A 19790-nucleotide genomic window follows, 5' to 3' on the forward strand; every position below is an offset into this window, starting at 1 on the left:
TATGAACTCCATTCGTCGCCAGGTCACCTGGCTCTTAATCGCGCTGATAGTGCTGGTTACGTTCAGTGCGGCCATTACGGGCTATCGCGCCAGTATGGAAGACGCGACCAGACTGTTTGACGGCGAACTCAGGGCCATCGCAAGCACGTTAATTTCTTTGCCCGTCGATCACATCTCTAACACAATGGAAATAGAAAGCCCTCCGGATGTCGCCTGGCAATTATGGCAGCAAGACCGCTTGCTCATGCGTTCAGCCAATGCCCCGGACAAGCGCATCACGTCAATTAAAAAAGGGTTTAGCGCTGAGAACTTCTTGGGGAATCGTTGGCGTGTGCTAGCCGATACAGCGCCTCTCAACAACACCGTGGTTATTGTTGCTCACCCGTTGGGCAGCAGAGACACCCTGACTGAAAATCTGATCCTGGCGGCCATGACACCACTCATTGGCAGTATTCCGATACTTGCGGTACTTATTTACTGGGTGGTTAATCGCGGCGTCCGGCCGCTTAGTGCGTTATCGATTCAACTCGAAAACAAGGCCAGAAATAACCTGCAGCCTATTGCGCTACCTAACACGCCAAGTGAATTAACAACCGTCATAGACACCCTGAACTCGTTGTTTATCAGACTCAATAAGGCCTTTGAGCGTGAGCAGTTATTTTCTGCTAACGCGGCGCATGAATTGCGCACGCCTTTAAGCGTATTAAAAATTAATCTACATAACCTGCACGCCTCAGACGCGCCAAATAAGGAAGAAATTGCCCGATGCCAGCGCGATGCTGACAGGATGATTCGCGTGGTCAATCAGTTGTTACTGTTGAGCCAGACCAATCCTGAAACCGCACACGCTGAATTAGACGTCGTTGAAATAGAGTCTCTGTTGCAGGAGGTTATCAGTGATCTGTATGAAGCCATTGACGCAAAACAGCAGGCTATTTCACTGGTTAGCGAGCCATGTACTTTGCAAGCCAGTCCCTTTGCACTTCAAACCATGCTGTCCAACCTGATAGGTAATGCCAGTAAATACACACCAGAGGGTGGCGAAATCGAAGTGACTGCGAAGATGACCGGCACCGACATTACCGTTCAGATCGCAGACTCGGGACCGGGAATTCCCGAACAGGATCATCTGAAAGTGCTTGCGCCCTTCTTTCGGGTGGCAAACGCGCAGACGCAACGTCAGTCAGGCAGCGGTATCGGCCTGGCTATCGTCAATCAGGTTGTGATGTTACATCACGGCCAGTTAGCATTGGGTAAATCCCATCTGGGCGGCTTACTGGTCACCCTGACCCTGCCTATTCACGCCAGCGATGCAACAAATGCTAAAAAGCACAGCAAAGCACAATCTCAGGACACGTTATGCTGAGATTGATGTTATCAGTTTGGCTGATTGTGCTGAGCCAGGATGCTCTGGCAGCCAGACCCGAAGTCGTTGTTCGCCTTAAAGACCATTTGTTTCATCCAGCCAAAGTCTATGTGCCAGCCAACAAAAAAGTGAAGCTAATCATTATTAACGAAGATGATGATCCGGAAGAATTCGACAGCTTTGCGCTTAACAGGGAAAAAGTGGTGTTTGGGCAGGCAAAAGCCAACTTGTTCATCGGTCCCCTGCCCCCCGGGCGCTATCCGTTTTTTGGCCAGTATCACCCTACTACCGCTCAGGGTGAAGTAATTGTACTGCCACCAGGCGAGGAGGTGCCGGATGCTCATTAATACCGTAATCCTGATGCTGCGTGATGCCTTGCCGATTGCCTTACTCATAAGCTTTTTATTGCTGGCGTTTCGCCTGCAACGTCAAACGCTCGTTGTATTGCTATTGAGCACGGTCATCACCACAGCAGTCCTGGTGCTGTTGCGAAACAGCGTAAGCGATACTTTCGACGGCGCAGGTTATGAATGGTTAACCGTAGCCCTGCTCTTAATAGCCTACCTGTTTGCCCTATTGAGCCTCGATTTCAAAGCATATCGCAGTGCAGCGATTATTGCCGCCATCCCGGTTATCAGCCTGCATTTAGCCGACTTTATGCTGTATCTGTTTGCCTTTGGCAGTCACAGTGAACGGTTACCGGGGATTTTAGTAGGTTCTGTGCTGGGCAGTGGTATTAGCCTGAGCCTGGCAATGCTGCTGGTTGTGCTGTTGTCGCCATATCGCACAACATTGGCAATGAAAAGCCTGTGGGTACTGTTTATGGCGGCACAAGCAAGCGGCGCTATACCTTTGCTCCAACAAACAGGTGTCATCGACGAATCGGCTGCGCTTTGGGACAGCAGTGTCATCATTAGCGATGCCAGCGAATACGGCCATTTATTAAAAGCGCTGTTGGGTTATGAGTCCCAACCAGACTTACCTTATCTGTTGACCTGGCTGGCACTGGTTGGGCTGGGTCAGTGCATGGTACTTCGACATCATTTTTTATTTCGCTCATCACCCGAAGGAGCGTCTTCATGAGATTACGACTTTCCCTTTTTCTTTATGTAGCGCTGCTGTTCAACATGCAGCCCTCGGTCGCAGAGCCCTCTGACGGCGTGGTTGACCGTGTCTACCACCCTTATATTTTGCCATTCGAGCGCGAGTTAGAATGGCGGTTTATGTCGCGCCAGAACGAGGATGGAAACGAGTTATTGCAGCGCCTGGCATTTGGTCATGCGTTAAGTGAAACCGTGATTGCTAAGTTTTATGCGGTCGGTTCCCGTGATGAACAACACGATGATTTTGGCCTGGAAGGCTATGAGTTTGAGCTGCGCTGGATGATGACCGAGCAAGGCAAGTACTGGGCTGACTTTGGCACCTTGCTGGAAGTGGAAAAGTACCACAATGAAAAGCGCTGGGAGGTAACTACCGGCCTGGTAATGGAAAAAGAGATTGGGCAAACCAGCCTGACCGTGAATACGCTGCTGGTATATGAGTGGGGAGACGTACCTGATCAGGAATTAAAAACGCAGCTGCGGGTAAAATACCGGTATCGATGGATGCCCCTGTTGCAGCCTGCAGTTGAGTTGTACACCGGGGACGATTTTGTTGGCATAGGCCCTGCGTTTATGGGGATCAAGCGATTTGACAGTCGTCGCCAGTTAAAATGGGAGCTGGGTTTTATCGCCGCCATTGACAGTGTGAGTAAAGATCATTCGCTGCGCTTCTCTCTGGAATATGAGTTTTAGCGCGGTAACAGTACCGCGCTAACAGCCCTTCATTATTCAACAACCCCATTAAAGTAGATGGATGATTCCTCAACGAATACATCAATCACATCATTAAACTCATCAACGTCTTCTTTGGGCAAACGCGTTTGCGGCATGTCCAGTGTAGTCGTGACTTCAATATGATTGGGTTTGACCAACCTGATTTTTCGGGTTAATTCACCAAAACGCGTTGTTAGCTTTAGCGCTGCCGGCTGGCTGCGTACTTTCCAGCCCGGTGGCAAAAACAGATTGTAGGTCGAGTCGATATTTAACCCCGGGAACCCATAGCCAAAAGGCGCTTCAGACAACTTCATCAAACCCAGTTCGTAACGTACCCAGGCATCATATTCAGTAAGCACAAACTCTTCTGCAACATCAAAATAGGGCTCATATTCCGTATTGCTTTTCACGATGAGTGGATTGCCGATAGCATCGATTCCCTCTACCTCAAACGTGGGCGACACACCCGTTGCAACCACATCCTCGTACACCGACGTCAGCCACTTGTTCTGCTCTTCAGTGTTTTTACTGGCAAGGTTGCTACGCATCGAGCTGGCATACTCATTGGAAAACGTAACCGTCTGCTGTTCAGTTTGTCCACCGCCTGGCGTGTAATGAATATCGGTAATCTGATTAACCAACCAGCGGTGCGTCGATTGCGGTAACAACGCTGGCGCCGGTGCGGCCGCTTGCTTAAGAGGAAGCGAAACATGCCCCTGGATCCAGTCTGAGACATAACGCCAGTCACTGTAAGCATCGGTGGCATCCAGACAATACTCATTGCCAATTAACTCAAAGCAGGCCACGGCGTGATCAAAATAGCTCATGCCCGGCAAAGCGACCGGAGCAAGGGATTCCCGGTCTGTAGCCACCAGTACCGGATAAGCCGGTACGCCAATCGCATTTAACATTGCAACCAAGACAACGGTTTTATCCTTGCAGTCGCCATAGCGGTTGTAAATAGTGTCATCTACCGCATGCGGCACAATAGCATGCCCGTTATCCGACATAGAGACATAGCGGATATCCCTGGCAGTAAACTCATGGATTGCCGATATTTTTTGTTTAACAGACATATCTGCAGTCAACAGCATATCCAGTGTATCTGCCACGCTGGACTGACTCGCCAGCGCCTGTTCAAAGCCTTTATTTACCCGGGTAATCAGTCCATTCCAATCAGGTGTTGTGGTAACAAACACTTGCCCTATTTGATCAAGCCAGTTCACGTTTTCGCTTGATTTCAGTGCGGCCAGTTCGGTACCTGAACACACTAAGGTTTGTTCGTCGCGATCACACGTGAGTACGTCATTAAACACGTTATAATCAAAATACGCGCCGTCTTTAGCACTTACGGTTAAGCGGTATTCTCTGACAGGCGAAAACTGTTGCGGGAAATGCGTTCTCGACCAGTCTTCAATGCCTTTTGTACGATCATGCGTAACGGTATAGGAAAGTACGGTCATGCCCTTTTCCTGCAAGCCAGGAAAACTGATCACCTTGCGTTTACCATCCGTGAAAATATTGTATCTATCGTCTTCAATTTCTTTAATATTTTCAGCAGTTACCCAGGTTATTCGGCCTTCTGTCGTTACCGAAAAGGCCTGAAAATCAGTCACCGTTTCTGACAGTTGATTGTAATTCAGGGTTTCATACCCCGACTCCTGCACCTGCGCTTTGGTCGGGTAATACCAGGCTTTCGTTACCTTGGTAACGATTTTATTGGCGTAGATTGTGTGATTTACATCGGTATAGACTTTGGTTAAGGATTCGGTGTCAAACTCATCGGCGCTTGCCATCCAGCCCTGTGCCATTGAGGTTAACGTGGTTGCGCTGTTGTTTTCAGCGTCTGACACAGGGACTGCCGACGCAAACTGCGTCCAGAGCAACGCACCACAGCCTAGGAGTATCTGTTGAATGGATTTACTGTTCATAGCGTTTAAGTCCCTGCGCCTGGCGGAGGAAACCCGCTTCTTGTTCTTTATAGGTCAGTTTAGTGGTACTCAGGTAGCCATAGAGCTCATAAATATGGTCATCGACACGAATGAAGTGGTGGGTGGCAATGGTAGGATCGCCCATGCTTGTGCCTTTACAGGTGACAAATGACTCAACCTGAAGCGTGCCGGCCGTTAGCGTCCTGTTCTCTGAACATGACTTAACATTGAAATCCTCATAATTTTGACCGATGCGCCACTGGGCAAGGTCAGTGAGGGAGTAATCCGGGTCGTGATCAAATGCAATGAAATACTGAAAATCCAGCGGGCCAGCAATTTCAAATAACCCGCTACCATCTGAAAATGTGCCAATTTCGACTTTATGCCAGCCTGATTCTACAACTGACAGCTGAATGGTCTGTTGTTCATCTGTGATCACCGTATTGGTAGCTAAGGGCGCCACCTTTGCAAGAAACGGGGTTAATACCATGTTGTAACTTAGAAACACCATAAAAGGCACACCCAATACAACAAACGGCCAGTGCCACCAGGCATAGCCACCGAAGTATCTGCGCCGAGGATTAGCCACTGCGTCTCGCAGGCTATCCATGCGCTTATTCAGCAACGCGAAACACCCTGCCCACAGCAACAACCCGAATAAAACCCAACCAACTGAAATATCGATTTTGCTGGTGATGGCAAAAAACAAACCAATGCCACAAGTTAGTATTAGCCACAAACGGTTTGTCCAGTCACTCCAGCCCTTCAGGTTTTGCGCTTGTTCTGCCTCTTCAATGGCGCTCATTAAACGGGGCAACATAAATACCTGGGCTAAAAATACCAATGGCACCAAGAACCAGGCCAACGGGGTAAATTCTTTGTTGAAGGCCCGTTTTAAGTCACGGGTGGCGGTAACGCACCAAAAGCAGGTGTAAATCCCAAAGGTGCAAAAATGCAGTAGAAATTCCAGCGCAATATGGCGACCGGGTTTGAGCGCAGGCAGGCTTTCAGGCTCCGTCACCGGGGGCAAAACTGTGTCAGTCACGTCTGACATCCTTATCATTATTAACCACTTATCGAGTTATACCAGATGCCCGTTGCGATGAAAACACAAATCACCTCAAGCTAAGTTTTCCTTAAGTTTCGCCCTTTACACTGCAATACAGTGTGAAATTCGAGGAACTACTTAATGCGTCATTTCTCCCGCATTACCCGAAAGCTGTGTTTACCTGTGCTTATTGTCACAACACTCCTGACCCAGGGTGTCATGGCCAAACAACCAGCGCCTGATCTTCTGCTCACCACCGCAACTGGGCAACATAAACTGTCTGACTATCAGGGGCAGGTCGTCTATCTGGATTTCTGGGCCAGCTGGTGTAAGCCCTGTCAGCGCTCTTTCCCGTGGATGAACGCCATGCAGCAAAAATACGCTGGCCGAGGCTTTACCGTTGTGGCCATTAATGTCGATACCGACCGTAAACTTGCAGACCAATTCCTTGCAATGTTGCCAGCCACTTTTCCAGTGGCGTTTGATCCTGAAGGAACCGCCCCAGCACTTTACAAAGTGCCGGGTATGCCCACCAGCTATCTCATCGACCACACAGGCCAGTTACGACTGGCCCATCAGGGTTTCCACATACAGAAACAAAATCAGTATGAGCAGGAAATCGTTACCCTTTTAGAAGAAATGGAGTCATCACAATGAAGCGTAAAGCATTATATGTTTCGGTGTTAATTGCACTTAGCCAACTCGGTGGTTGTGCCTCATTGGGCGTACAGCCCTGGGAGCGGGACCTGTTGGCCAAAGACGAAATGGAGCTGGGCGCCGAAGGCATTGACCTTGGGTTAGATGACCATATTTATTTCAGTAAGGAAGCAACCAGCGGCGGTCGTTCCTTTGCGGGAGGTGGCTGCGGATGCAACTAAATCATAAAGGTTCAATTGCTACTGCACTGGCGGGCGCAACATGTGCGCTGCTTGGACAATCTCCGGCACACGCAGACACCGATTCTTCCGTGTTAAAAGACTGGAAGTTCGACACAGCGATTTTATATTACGGTGAAACGGACCGCGTGAGCCTGGCAGAAAGCGTGATCAGCGCAACGAAAACGAATAATGATGACAGTATCTTCAACGTAAAACTGGTACTCGACACCCTGACTGGCGCGTCTGCTAACGGCGCAGTTCCCCAGCCTGCAGTCCAGACCTTCTCGCGACCATCCGGTAAGGACTCGTATCAGGTAGCAGCGGGCGAAACCCCTTTGGATGATACTTTCAGGGATACCCGCGTTCAGGTCGCTTCGTCATGGATGCAACCTTTTGCTGAAACCTGGCGCGGAACCGCCGGTATCAATGTTTCTCGCGAGTACGATTACATGTCACTGGGCGTGAATGGCTTACTGGAAAAAGACTTATTCCAGCGCAATACCACGCTATCGGCCGGTTTGTCTTATCAGTTCGACAGCATTGACCCCGTTGGTGGCAAACCCACGCCATTGTCGAGCATGCTTATCCCCAGTGACAATTCAGATGCTGACGAGGATACGGGCCAGTACAGCAAAAATGGCAGTGACAACAAAACAACGATGGATTTGCTGTTTGGTGTCACCCAGGTCATTAACCGGCGGATGCTAATGCAATTTAACTACGGTCTGAGTGTTGTTGACGGTTATACAACAGACCCCTACAAAGTGCTGAGCGTCATCGATGCTAATGGGGTAACACAGGACATAATCTATGAGAACCGTCCCGATACGCGCACCAGGCATTCATTTTTCTGGCAGACCAAATACGCACTGGATAGTGGCGTGGCAGACGTCTCGTACCGTTTTGCAACGGATGACTGGGACATAAACTCCCATACCATCGACTCGAGACTGCGCTTCAATTTATCGGATCGCAGCTATATTCAGCCCCACTTTCGCTATTACCAACAATCGGCTGCGGACTTTTATCAACCGTTTGTGAATCAGTCGGCTCCTTTGCCAATGTACGCCAGTGCAGATTACCGAGTTGGCGAAATGACTGCATATACGGTGGGTCTGAAGTACGGTCGCGAGCTCGACAACGGACATGAATGGGCTGTCCGGGCTGAGTATTACCAGCAGGACCCAAAAAATGCCGGATTCGACCAACCCGGTGTCCTCGCTGATTTGGACCTCTACCCTAGCGTAAAAGCCGTTATACTGCAGTTTAACTATCATTTCTAGTGACAACAATAATGGCTGAACACCTGCAGCCGGCGGCATTACCGCCGGTCAAAATCTCTCCCAAGGAGGGCTTTTTCCTGGGAGAGTTTGACGCTATGGCCAGCCCCTGCGAGCTGCTCATAGAGACCCAAGAAACACATATCGCCCGCTCAATCACAGCGCTTGCAGCCCGGGAAGCAACACGCATTGAACACAAATTCAGCCGTTATCGCCCGGACAGTGTGGTTTCACACATCAACTGTGCTAATGGCGCTACAGTTGAAATAGATGAAGAAACTTACCGGCTGCTTAACTTCGCTGATACCTGTTTTTCATTGAGCAACGGCCTGTTTGACGTGACCGCCGGCGTGCTGCGTAAGGCCTGGCGATTTGATGGCAGCGATAACGTGCCAGAGGAGAGCACGGTCACGCCGTTACTGGCGAACATAGGGTGGCAACGAACACAACTAACGGAAAACCACTTCACCCTGCCGCCAGGCATGGAAATCGATTTGGGCGGTATTGGCAAAGAATACGCTGTAGACAAGGTTGCAGGCAGTATTAAAGCCAGGCACCCGGGTATTTCGACTGTGGTTAACTTTGGTGGAGACATTCAGGTCACCGAACGTCGCAGACTGGATAAACCCTGGTTGATTGGCATCGAAAATCCAGTATTAGCCAGTGATGCATCTACCATAGTCAAAATCTATCAGGGAGGGTTGGCAACCAGCGGTGATGCTCGCCGTTTCCTACTTAAAAACGGCAAACGCTACAGCCATATTCTGAATCCGTTCACGGGTTATCCGGTAGAGAACCCGCCGCGCTCTGTTACCGTCGCTGCTGACAACTGCACGCAAGCGGGCCTGATAGCTACCCTGTCAATGTTACAGGGAGCCCAGGCCAAATCATTTTTAACCTCGCAGCGCGTGACCCACTGGATATACGACTGACGGTTTACCGAAACCTCAGTCTTCAGATACCTGTACCGCATGGCCGAGGGTCTGCGTAATAATCTGGCGAATATGATTGCCCAGTTCTCGAAAAAATATGCGTCCGGGGGCCGTATTCCGCCATATCAAATTATGCTGCCGTTCGATGGGTTTATCTTTCAGCTCGCACACGTGCAGTTCATCAGGTCTGTGCAATTCTGAGTGCACATAGAGCCCGGGTAGAAACGATACGCCCATGCCCATCACCACCATCTGACGCAAGGTATCCAGACTGGTACCCTCGTAGTCGCGTGCCAGCTGCGCCCCGATTTCTCCGCAGATGTCTTGTACCTGGTGATGAAAATGGTGGGTATCTTCCAATGCCAGTACGGTTTCTCCGCGTATTTGCTCAGCATCCACAAACTTTGTGCCCGCCAATGGATGGTCACTGGGCATAACGAACTTTAAGGGCTCAACAAACAGCTTAGAAACGATGAGTTGCGATGACTCCTGAGAGGACGGTGATATAATTAAGTCGTAGTCACCATTAAACAAACCTTGTATAAGCTGCGAGGGTGCCGCTTCACGCACGTAAAACTTTAACTTCGCGTAGCGTTGGTGCAGCTCCGGCAGAATATAAGGCAGCAAATACGGTCCCAGTGTGGGAGGAATGCCCAGGCGATAAGTGGTTTGCGCGCCACCGGCCAGATCTTTGGCTTTCTCCTCAAAACGCACAGAGGCCTGCAGCGTTTCTTCAGCGAAGGGCAGCAACACACGCCCTTCCGGCGATAACAAGGTGCCACTTCGCGATCGTTCAAACAACGCGATCCCCAGTGACTTCTCCAACGCATTGATTTGCGCCGTCAGGGTTGGCTGGCTAATGCCTAACACCTGAGCGGTACGCCGATAACTGAGATTTCGCGCCAATGCCACGAAATAACGAAGTTGTGTATTGGTTGCGCCTTTTGAACTGGATGCCATATCTAACCAAACATGTATAAAAATAAATCCACTTATAGGATTAGACTATCACGAAGTAAGGTATTTTTCTATTAGCCTATCAGGTAAAACTAAGATGTTGTTTTAAAAATGTGAATAAAATTATTTAGGAGTGACAAAATGGAACACGTAATTTCTGGTGTCGCTAAATTTCAGAAAGAAGTTTTCCCCAATAAAAAAGCCGCTTTCCAAAAATTAGCTAACGGCCAAAATCCGGAAGTGTTATTCATTACTTGCGCGGATTCTCGCATCGACCCAAACCTGGTTACACAAACCGAGCCGGGTGATCTGTTTATTTGCCGTAATGCCGGTAACGTTGTACCGCCTCACAGTAACCAAACAGGCGGCATGACGGCTTCTATCGAGTTTGCTGTTGCGGCATTAGGTGTAAGCCACATCGTTGTATGTGGTCACTCTGACTGTGGTGCAATGAAAGGCGCTATCAACACAGAAGCCCTGTCTGCCCTGCCTCATGTTAAAGAATGGCTTGGTCACTGCCGCGTAGCAACCGAAGTGGTTAAAGAGCGTTGCGGTTGCAGTGAATTAAACGCCCAGGAACACTTACAACTGGTTACCGAAGAAAACGTAGTCCAGCAAATGCAGCATCTGCGCACTCATCCTGCAGTTGCGGCAAAAATTGCTACTGGCCATGTAAAACTACACGGCTGGTTCTACAACATCGAAACCGCGGCCGTTACTTGCTACGACGAAGAGTCAGGTAAGTTTGCGCCAATGAGTGAAACCTACGCAGAAGAAATGCTGGCGACCAGCGAATAACGAAATCAGTAGGGAACAATTATGAAAAATTTACTAACCAATGTTAGAGGCGACCTTACCGGCGGTTTAACCGCTGGTATTGTTGCCTTGCCGTTGGCCCTTGCCCTCGGCGTAGCCTCGGGCGTTGGCCCGATGGCGGGTTTGTACGGTGCCATTGCCGTGGGCTTCTTCGCTGCCCTGTTTGGTGGCACACCGTCACAAATCTCCGGGCCTACTGGCCCAATGGTCGTTGTTCTGGCCGGCTTGTTTGCCAGCTTGTCCGGCGACGTCGAACTTATTTTTACGGCCGTCATGCTGGCTGGTATTTTCCAGATAGTGTTTGGCTTTTTGGGTGTGGGTAATTACATCCGCCTGGTGCCCTACCCGGTTATTTCCGGATTCATGACCGGCATCGGTGCCATCATTATTATTCTGCAAATCGGGCGTCTGCTGGGCCACGAGCCGCCGGGCGGCACCTTAGGTGCGCTGGGTTATTTACCCACAGCATTGGCCGACATTAACTTCTCTACCCTGATTTTAGGTGTAGGTACACTGGTTATTGCTTATAAATGGCCTGCCAGCCTTGGTAAATATATCCCGGGTGCACTGGCTGCGCTGATCATTGGTACGCTGGTAAGCCTGTTTGCCTTCGAAGTGCCGGTTTTGGGTAACATTCCTACGGGTCTGCCAAGCCTTCATTTACCTGTGTACAACCAGGAAAAACTGCTACTTGTACTTGAAGCAGCATTTATTCTGGCCGTACTGGGCGCCATCGACAGCCTGTTAACATCACTGGTTGCCGATAACATGACACGTACACGTCACGACAGCAGCCAGGAGCTGATTGGTCAGGGTATCGGTAACACGGTATCGGGTCTGATTGGCGGTATTGCAGGCGCAGGTGCAACCATGCGTACGGTTGTAAACATCCGTAGCGGCGGTAAAGAGCGTCTTTCAGGTATGATCCATGCGCTGGTCCTGTTAGCTATCGTCTTGGGATTAAGCCCTCTGGCAAGTGTGATCCCTCACGCTGTACTGGCTGGTATTCTGGTAAAAGTAGGTCTGGACATTGTTGACTGGAGCTACATCAAACGTGCTCACACGGGTCCACGCTGGGACTTTGCTCTGATGCTGCTGGTATTGGGCCTGACCGTATTTGTTGACCTGATCACGGCGGTAGGTGTGGGTGTTGTACTTGCAGCGCTGGCCTACGTTCGTCAAATTGCACAGCTGCAAATCGATGAACTGCGCAAGATCCCTGACACCCTTAACGATCCGAAAGAAAATGCCTTACTTGAAAAAGCGAAAGGCAAAGTGAGCATTTTCAGTTTTGGCGGTCCGTTGAGCTTTGGTGCAGCAGCTGACCTGGGTCACCATGTGCGTGAGCACGTGAAGCCAGGCTCACAGGTACTCATACTGGACTTCTCGCGCGTGCCTACTATGGACGTTTCAGCGGCGATGGCTGTTGAAACCGTGACGTCCGATGCGAAAGCATCTGGCCGAAAACTGTATGTTAGCGGTGCCAGCGAAGAAATCCTCACGGTATTACACAAAATTAATGCCTCATGGCCTGAAGTTGATACCTATCCATCACTAACGGAGGCGCTTGAAGCGGCGACGACATTTTTGGAGGAATCAGGCTCAAAGGAAGACAAGCGTCTGAATAAGCAGGCGCTATCTCACGCATAATCGCAACACCTGTATTAGGCGCATCATAATGATGCGCCTAAATGTCTTGACACATTCCCCTCTCCGTCCGCTACACTAACTACGTGTCTTTTTTACGTTTATTGGCTGATAAGTGTCTGAAAACAACGGTGTGCTAGCCAGAATCAAAGATAAATACGCAGAACTGTCTCCCTCTGCCCGAACCATTGCAAATTACCTGCAACAGTTTCCGCTGACCATTATTAGCGACTCCACGTCAGAAATTGCCGCTAAAACCAATACGTCAAAGGCCACGGTGAGCCGCTTGTTCAGACAGCTTGGCTACGCCTCGCATCAGGATGCCAAACAAGACGTTGTACTGCAGCGAGACGCGGGTATCCCGGTGAAGCAAGTCCTTGATCAGCACGATTACGTTGCCGCTGAGCTGGGCAATTTACAACGCACCCTTGAAGCTATTCCAGCGGAACAAATCAATCAGGTTGCTGAGTTACTGGCTAACGCCCCCAGGATCACGCTGATTGGCTATCGCAACAGTTATCCGGTAGCCCTGCACTGCCGCCAGCAGCTCAAACAGATTCGCCCCAACGTGCGTTTGCTGCCTCAGCCGGGTCAAAGCCTGAGTGAAGACATCATGGACCTGTCTGCCGATGAAATCATACTGGTATTTGGCTTTCGCCGACGTCCGCGTATTTTTGCCCGCATGATGGAAGCCCTGCCCCCGGAGCGCACACTATTATTCACCGACCCCACCGGCCAGGTATACCAGGACAGAGTAAAACACTTATTATTGTGTCAGTTGGGTAACCAGTTTGCCTTTGACAGTTATGCTGCCCCAATGAGTCTGGTATCGGTTATTTGCAATCAGGCTTACACCTTATTGGGCGATGAAGGTGATCGTCGTGTCTCCACCATTACGTCACTCTATGCTCAAATGGGTGAACTGGATCCCGAATAACCCACTTGTTAACGAAATCACATAAATTTAACAAACGTTTCACTTGACTTAACCTTGAAACGATTGTTTCATAGAGCTATCCCCCTGCAACATTTCAGCTCATGAAACACCATAGCGTAGAATCGCCATTTGTTTGGGTGCCTGACACTCAGTACAACAGTCAAACCAGCGTGCCATCGACCCACGATAAGGCAGGTCAACCCTTGTCTGGTCAACGCCTCGCCGTTAAAGATCTGTTTCATATTGCAGGTCTACAAACTACCGCCGGCAATCCGGATTGGGCGGCAAGTCACGACATAGCCAAAGAAACCGCTTCTGCTGTTAGCTTATTATGTAATGACGGAGCAACGCTGGTTGGCAAAACCATTACCGATGAACTGGCTTACAGCCTGAATGGCCAGAATATCCATTACGGCACGCCCGTCAATCCGGTCACACCAGACCGTTTGCCAGGCGGCTCGTCCAGCGGTTCAGCGACGGCGGTGAGTGCCGGATTAGCGGATATTGGCTTAGGCACAGATACCGGTGGCTCTATTCGTGTCCCTGCCAGCTACAACGGCTTGTTCGGATTACGCCCTACACACGGACTCGTTGACACTGACGGTCTGGTCGCGCTTGCGCCCGGATTTGATACCGTAGGCATCATGACGAGGGATCTGAACACACTGGCAACGTCAATGCAGAGTTTGCTGGCAACGAAACCCCAGATTGCGCTTAATTCACCTGCGCTGCGTCCATTAAACGCTGCCATTCAACGGGCTGAACACGGTGTTCAAATTAACGCCTGGCTTAAAACGTGCTCCCTTGAACAGCAGGCTGCTGAAGACGCAGAGCTCGAATCACTCGCGTTATCTGAAGCGTTTCGCGTGCTCCAGGGGAACGAGATTTGGCAACAACACGGCGAATGGATAACCCGCCATGCACCGGTTTTCGCCAGTGACATTGCCGATCGGTTCAACGCTTGTGCTCAAATCACAGCGCAAGACGTAACCGAAGCAAAAAGCGTACAACAACGCGTGAAGCAGTGGGCCGAACACACCATTACTTCAAACGCTATTGTTGTATTACCCACAACACCCGGTTGCGCACCGTTACTCAGTACACCAGCGCCAGCCTTGGGTGAATATCGAAAACAACTATTAAATTTAACAGCCATTGCCGGCCTGGCCGGTTTGCCGCAACTACACCTGCCGTTGTTCTCCCTGAATGGCGCACCTTGCGGTTTATCGTTCATTGGGCCAGTAAACAGCGACTTAGCGCTGATAGCTTTGGCACAAACCCTACTGGAAAAGTAAAGCATGACAACAACACAATATACTGCATTTACTGCCCCCCACTACGCAGCGTCGACGGTGGGCAACGAAATCCTACAACGCGGTGGCACAGCCATCGAGGCCATGGTTGCCGCAGCAGCCTCTATCGCCGTGGAATATCCTCATATGAATGGCCTTGGCGGTGACGGCTTCTGGCTGATCAGCGAACCCGGTAAAGCGCCCGTTGCAATCGATGCCTGTGGCACCGCTGCCGCACTGGCAACCCCTGCATTTTATGAAGGCAAAACAGCGATTCCCTCTCGCGGCGGACAAGCGGCACTGACCATGGCCGGTGCCGTAGCTGGTTGGCAAAAAGCGCTCGATATCAGTGCTGGATGGCAATCCGCTATGCCACTATCTGAATTGTTGGAAACCGCTATTAGTCAGGCGAGCTGGGGAATCGAAGTGACACAAAGCATGTCAGACGCCAGCTTTAAAACCTATGACGAACTGGCCCACGACGAACACTTTGCTCCTTTTCTGATCAAAGGCAAGGCACTCAAAAAAGGCAAGATTGTGAAGCTGACACAGCTCTCAGCAACCTTGCAACACCTGGCCGACAAAGGCCTGAATGATTTTTACCAGGGTGATATTGCCCATCAGTTGGCCGCAGATTTAGAAGACGCAGGTTCACCCATCCGTCTGGCCGATTTCCAGCAATATCAGGCTCTGCAAGTGTCGCCGCTGTCTGTTACCACGAAACTGGGCAAACTGTATAACCTCCCCGCCCCTACTCAGGGGATTGCGTCTCTGATTATTCTGGCCCTGTACGACCGCGTTGTACACAAAGGTAAAACCGACGCCGATATGGTGCATTTGCTGATTGAATGCACCAAGCAAGCGTTTATCAAACGCAACCAGTTTGTGACCGATCCGAGTCGGCTTTCAGCCGACTTTGACAGCCTGTTAACCGATGACGCGCTGGATGAGATGGCTGCAAACATAGAACTTGAGAGCGCTTTGCCATGGCCTCATGAGGCGAAAACCGGTGACACCATCTGGATGGGTGCCTGTGACAACCAGGGCCGTATGGTGAGCTACATTCAAAGCCTGTACTGGGAGTTCGGCAGTGGCGTGGTAAGCCCGCAAACCGGCATTGTCTGGAACAACCGGGGTACGTCATTCAGTCTTGAGCCCGGCCACCTGCAATATCTGCAACCCGGTATGAAGCCATTCCATACGCTGAACCCGGCGTTTGCGGAATTACACGATGGCCGCCGAATCAGTTACGGCACCATGGGCGGTGAAGGTCAGCCCCAAACCCAGGCTGCGCTGTTTAGCCGGTATGCCTATCACAATCAGCCGCTGGACAAAGCAATTTCCCTTGGTCGTTGGTTATTAGGACGTACCTGGGGTGACCAGTCTCACAACCTTAAAGTTGAACGGGATGTGGCGGAATATGTCGGCGATGACCTGATCGGCCGCGGGCATGACATGGTTGTAGTAGACGCCTGTAATGAACTGATGGGCCACGCCGGCGCGGTGGTATTACACCCGGATCACCACACCGAAGCAGCCACCGATCCACGCAGCGATGGCAAGGCCTTCGCACAACGTTTTCAGCCAGCAGCAGAGGCTTAATTAATGCAAGTGTTATTCGATTTACTCCCCACTATTTTAGCCCTGTTAGCCACAGGTGTTTTCGCAGGCCTGTTAGCCGGTTTACTGGGTGTCGGTGGTGGCATAGTCATTGTGCCTGTCCTGTATTTTCTGTTTCAGGCTTTAGGGGTAAGCGCCGATTCAGCCATGTTAATTGCAACGGCAACCTCGCTGGCAACCATCATTCCAACGTCGGTAAGTTCAATAAAAGCGCACCGCGCCAAGGGCAATGTGGATGTCGAGCTACTCAAGCGCTGGGGGCCGTTTATATTATTAGGCGTATTGCTGGGAAGCTACGCCGTTACTCAAATCGACGGCGAAGTCCTGACCCTGATGTTTGGTATTATCGCCAGCCTGTCTGCAGTAAACATGTTTGTCGGCAGCAAATCAGCCTGGTTTAACGACCTGCCCGGTGCCATTGGCCAGCGAATCATTGCGGCGTGCATTGGCCTGTTCAGCGCAATGGTCGGTATTGGTGGTGGTACCCTGACGGTGCCGACACTGACATTTTGTAATTACCCTGCTCACCGTGCGGTGGGTACGGCAGCTGCAGTAGGACTGATTATTTCGCTTCCTGCCGCAATCACCATGTTAGCGCTTGGTCAAACACCCGCTGACGCCCCAACCGGTACGTTTGGTTTGGTTAACCTGATAGGGTTCGCCGCCATTGTGCCGCTAACTGTGCTATTTGCGCCTGTCGGCGCGGGCCTGGCCAGCAAGCTGGATGCCGCCAAACTGAAAAAAGTGTTTGCGGTCGTGTTGCTGATCACCGGCGTGCGCATGCTTGCCCAAAGCTTACTTTAGGAGCAACGATGAAGCCTTTAACTCTTCCTCCACGTTTATTGATGGGCCCCGGCCCGATTAATTGTTACCCACGCGTTCTGCAAGCCATGTCTCATCAGCTGGTCGGTCAGTACGACCCGGCTATGACCGGTTGCATGAATGAAGTCATGTCTCTTTATCGCGATGTGTTTGACACTCAAAACCAGCATACGGTGCTGGTTGACGGAACGTCCCGTGCAGGTATCGAAGCCGTATTAGTGTCGTGCATTGAACCCGGCGATAAAGTGCTGGTGCCTATATTTGGACGTTTTGGTCACCTGTTATGTGAAATTGCCGAGCGAGCCGGCGCTGACGTCCACAGTATTGAAGTGCCCTGGGGTGAAGTATTCGAGCCTGAGCAAATTGAAGCAGCTATAAAGCAAGTGCGCCCCAAAGTACTGGCAGTGGTTCAGGGCGATACCTCTACCACAATGTTACAACCGTTGGAACACCTGGGCGAAATCTGTCGCCGCTATGACGTATTGTTTTACTCCGATGCTACCGCATCAATTGGCGGTAACCCGTTCCACACGGATGACTGGGGTCTCGACGCCGTGTCGGTGGGCTTGCAAAAATGCCTCGGCGGCCCGTCTGGTAGTGCCCCAATTACATTGAGCGAGCACTATGTTGACCTCGTTCGTACCCGCCACCACATCGAAGCCGGTATTCGCGAAGACAGCCACCAGGCAGCAAGAGGCAGCCGCATTCGCTCTAACTATTTCGACATTCCCATGATCCTCGATTACTGGGGAGAGTCACGCCTTAACCACCACACTGAAGCCGCCTCCATGCTGTTTTGTGCACGTGAATGTGCCATAAATCTGCTGGAAGAAGGTATCGAAGCAAGCATCAAACGCCATAAAACAGCCGGTGATGCCATGCTGGCAGGTATCCAGGCAATGGATTTAATGCCGTTTGGTAACCTGAGCCACAAAATGAATAACGTGGTAGGTGTAGAGATTCCTGACTGCGTTGATGGTGAAGCCATTCGCCAGCAGTTGTTACTGGATTTCAACATAGAAATTGGCACCAGCTTTGGCCCGCTGAAAGGTCGTATCTGGCGCATTGGTACCATGGGTTATAACGCGCGTCAGGACGCCGTTCTGCACACCTTACAATCTCTGGAGACTGTATTGCGTCGCGCCGGACACAAAATGGCACTGGGCGAGGGGGTCGACGCTGCACTGGGTGTATACGCCAGTGCGGGAGCCAGCTATGAATGAGTTTGCTGAGCTGGCCCATGAGGTGCTCAACCGTTGTGACCAACTTGGGCTTATCAGCCAATCTCCGGGTATGGTTGACCGCCGGTATCTGACGCCTCAACACAGACAAGCCAATGACCTGGTAGCGCAGTGGATGCAACAGGCGGGCATGCAAACCTGGCAGGATGCTGCTGGGAATCAATGGGGCCGCTACCAAAGCCACAATGCCGACGCCAAGGCATTTGTGTTTGGTAGCCACCTTGATACGGTACCAAATGGCGGAAAATACGACGGTATGCTGGGTGTAATTGCCCCCCTGGCCGTTATTCAGTTTTGCCACGATCAGGGAATTCGCTTCCCTTTTCACATTGACATTGTTGGTTTCGGTGACGAGGAAGGTACACGCTTTGGCTCTACTCTGCTGGGCAGCCGGGCGCTTACAGGTCGGTGGCAGGAAACCTGGCGTGACCTGCGCGACAAAGATCAGGTTTCACTGCCGGATGCCCTGAAGAACTTTGGTTCGTCATTTGAAAACATCAGCCAGGCCAAACTGGACCCGGCCACATTGCTCGGTTACCTCGAAGTTCACATTGAACAAGGCCCAGTGCTTGAAAACCAATCACTGCCAGTAGGCTGGGTAACGGCTATTGCTGGCGCCAAACGCTACGACATAAAAGTGAATGGCATGGCTGGTCACGCGGGTACCGTACCCATGCCCCTGCGACAAGACGCCATGACCGCCTGCAGCGAAATGGTGCTGGCCATCGAATCCATTGCGACCGAACACGCAGTGGTGGCCACCGTAGGGCGCATGGATGTAAAACCAGGCGCGGTTAATGTGATTCCCGGAGAGGTAGCGTTTTCACTCGATATACGCAGCGAATATGACGACATGCGCGACAAAGCCCTGGATGCAATTTTGCTTAAACTTCGCGATATTGCTAACCGTCGTCGGGTAGATCTTAACTGGCAGATGACGCACCAGGCCAATGCCGTACATTGTAACCCTGCCTTGTCTCAGACTCTGGCGCAGGCCATAGAGCTAACCGGCATTAAACCGCTGAGCCTCCCGTCGGGTGCAGGCCATGACGCCATGGCAATGGATGCTATTTGCCCGGTGAGCATGCTGTTTGTAAGGTGCAAAGGCGGCATTAGCCACCATCCTGGCGAATCAGTCACCCATGCCGATGTGCAAGCCACGTTGCAGGTACTACAGCGATTTTTGGATTCTTATTCTCAACACTAACA

19 protein-coding genes are annotated in these 19790 nt (G+C 51.0%); 16 read left to right on the forward strand and 3 right to left on the reverse strand.

Going from position 1 to position 19790, the window contains the following annotated elements; genetic code table 11:
- Position 1 precedes the first annotated feature (1 nt).
- From BUB81_RS18770 to BUB81_RS18785, 4 genes are read left to right on the forward strand one after another with little or no spacing between them, the layout of a single operon-like run.
- On the forward strand, positions 2-1366 hold the full coding sequence (locus BUB81_RS18770) for an ATP-binding protein (protein WP_084526731.1): 1365 nt from the start codon (positions 2-4) through the stop codon (positions 1364-1366).
- A complete protein-coding gene (locus BUB81_RS18775) occupies positions 1360-1713 on the forward strand; it encodes a cupredoxin domain-containing protein (protein ID WP_073324901.1) in 354 nt (117 codons plus the stop codon). The genes BUB81_RS18770 and BUB81_RS18775 overlap by 7 nt, the downstream gene beginning before the upstream one ends.
- A complete protein-coding gene (locus tag BUB81_RS18780) occupies positions 1703-2449 on the forward strand; it encodes an FTR1 family protein (RefSeq protein ID WP_073324902.1) in 747 nt (248 codons plus the stop codon). The genes BUB81_RS18775 and BUB81_RS18780 overlap by 11 nt, the downstream gene beginning before the upstream one ends.
- On the forward strand, positions 2446-3159 hold the full coding sequence (locus BUB81_RS18785; RefSeq protein WP_073324903.1) for a hypothetical protein: 714 nt from the start codon (positions 2446-2448) through the stop codon (positions 3157-3159). The genes BUB81_RS18780 and BUB81_RS18785 overlap by 4 nt, the downstream gene beginning before the upstream one ends.
- A gap of 32 nt (positions 3160-3191) precedes the next feature.
- Here the strand turns inward: BUB81_RS18785 and BUB81_RS18790 are convergent, their stop codons facing one another.
- Together BUB81_RS18790 and BUB81_RS18795 are read right to left on the reverse strand one after the other, a co-directional pair.
- A complete protein-coding gene (locus BUB81_RS18790) occupies positions 3192-5111 on the reverse strand; it encodes a DUF3857 domain-containing protein (RefSeq protein WP_073324904.1) in 1920 nt (639 codons plus the stop codon).
- Positions 5101-6156, reverse strand: a complete 1056-nt coding sequence (locus BUB81_RS18795; RefSeq protein ID WP_073324905.1) for a DUF4234 domain-containing protein — start codon at positions 6154-6156, stop codon at positions 5101-5103. Before BUB81_RS18795 ends, BUB81_RS18790 begins: the two co-directional genes overlap by 11 nt.
- Positions 6157-6300: 144 nt before the next feature.
- On the opposite strand from BUB81_RS18795, the gene BUB81_RS18800 reads away from it, so the two are divergent.
- The 4 genes from BUB81_RS18800 to BUB81_RS18815 are packed head-to-tail and all read left to right on the forward strand — an operon-like array spanning position 6301 to position 9249.
- Entirely contained in the window at positions 6301-6816 is a 516-nt protein-coding gene (locus BUB81_RS18800) for a peroxiredoxin family protein (RefSeq protein WP_245819286.1), read from the forward strand.
- Entirely contained in the window at positions 6813-7037 is a 225-nt protein-coding gene (locus BUB81_RS18805; protein WP_073324906.1) for a DUF4266 domain-containing protein, read from the forward strand. Before BUB81_RS18800 ends, BUB81_RS18805 begins: the two co-directional genes overlap by 4 nt.
- Entirely contained in the window at positions 7028-8320 is a 1293-nt protein-coding gene (locus BUB81_RS18810) for a DUF3570 domain-containing protein (RefSeq protein ID WP_073324907.1), read from the forward strand. Before BUB81_RS18805 ends, BUB81_RS18810 begins: the two co-directional genes overlap by 10 nt.
- 11 nt (positions 8321-8331) lie before the next feature.
- The gene (locus BUB81_RS18815; RefSeq protein ID WP_342742647.1) at positions 8332-9249 is read left to right on the forward strand and encodes an FAD:protein FMN transferase; all 918 of its coding nucleotides are present in this window, start codon (positions 8332-8334) and stop codon (positions 9247-9249) included.
- Positions 9250-9264: 15 nt separating this feature from the next.
- Here BUB81_RS18815 and BUB81_RS18820 read toward each other — a convergent pair whose 3' ends face one another.
- On the reverse strand, positions 9265-10209 hold the full coding sequence (locus BUB81_RS18820; protein WP_073324908.1) for a hydrogen peroxide-inducible genes activator: 945 nt from the start codon (positions 10207-10209) through the stop codon (positions 9265-9267).
- Positions 10210-10347: 138 nt separating this feature from the next.
- Here BUB81_RS18820 and BUB81_RS18825 point away from each other — a divergent pair, with 138 nt between their 5' ends.
- The 8 genes from BUB81_RS18825 to BUB81_RS18860 all read left to right on the forward strand — a co-directional run bounded on the left by BUB81_RS18825 (position 10348) and on the right by BUB81_RS18860 (position 19788).
- A complete protein-coding gene (locus BUB81_RS18825) occupies positions 10348-11004 on the forward strand; it encodes a carbonic anhydrase (protein WP_073324909.1) in 657 nt (218 codons plus the stop codon).
- Between the two features lie 21 nt (positions 11005-11025).
- Positions 11026-12672, forward strand: coding sequence for a SulP family inorganic anion transporter (locus tag BUB81_RS18830; RefSeq protein ID WP_073324910.1), 1647 nt, complete (start codon positions 11026-11028; stop codon positions 12670-12672).
- Between the two features lie 112 nt (positions 12673-12784).
- Complete coding sequence (locus tag BUB81_RS18835; RefSeq protein WP_073324911.1) at positions 12785-13606, forward strand: MurR/RpiR family transcriptional regulator; 822 nt, start codon at positions 12785-12787, stop codon at positions 13604-13606.
- 101 nt (positions 13607-13707) lie between these two features.
- Positions 13708-14901 carry an amidase gene (locus BUB81_RS18840; protein ID WP_073324912.1) on the forward strand — a complete coding sequence of 398 codons (1194 nt, stop codon included), beginning with the start codon at positions 13708-13710 and terminating at the stop codon, positions 14899-14901.
- Between the two features lie 3 nt (positions 14902-14904).
- Positions 14905-16500, forward strand: coding sequence for a gamma-glutamyltransferase family protein (locus tag BUB81_RS18845; RefSeq protein WP_073324913.1), 1596 nt, complete (start codon positions 14905-14907; stop codon positions 16498-16500).
- A 3-nt stretch (positions 16501-16503) separates the two neighbouring features.
- Complete coding sequence (locus BUB81_RS18850; protein ID WP_073324914.1) at positions 16504-17322, forward strand: sulfite exporter TauE/SafE family protein; 819 nt, start codon at positions 16504-16506, stop codon at positions 17320-17322.
- Between the two features lie 8 nt (positions 17323-17330).
- Positions 17331-18563, forward strand: a complete 1233-nt coding sequence (locus BUB81_RS18855; RefSeq protein ID WP_073324915.1) for a pyridoxal-phosphate-dependent aminotransferase family protein — start codon at positions 17331-17333, stop codon at positions 18561-18563.
- Positions 18556-19788, forward strand: coding sequence for an allantoate amidohydrolase (locus tag BUB81_RS18860; RefSeq protein ID WP_073324916.1), 1233 nt, complete (start codon positions 18556-18558; stop codon positions 19786-19788). The genes BUB81_RS18855 and BUB81_RS18860 overlap by 8 nt, the downstream gene beginning before the upstream one ends.
- Positions 19789-19790: the final 2 nt, after the last annotated feature.

The sequence above is a fragment of the Marisediminitalea aggregata genome (assembly GCF_900129565.1).
Lineage (GTDB): Bacteria > Pseudomonadota > Gammaproteobacteria > Enterobacterales > Alteromonadaceae > Alteromonas > Alteromonas aggregata.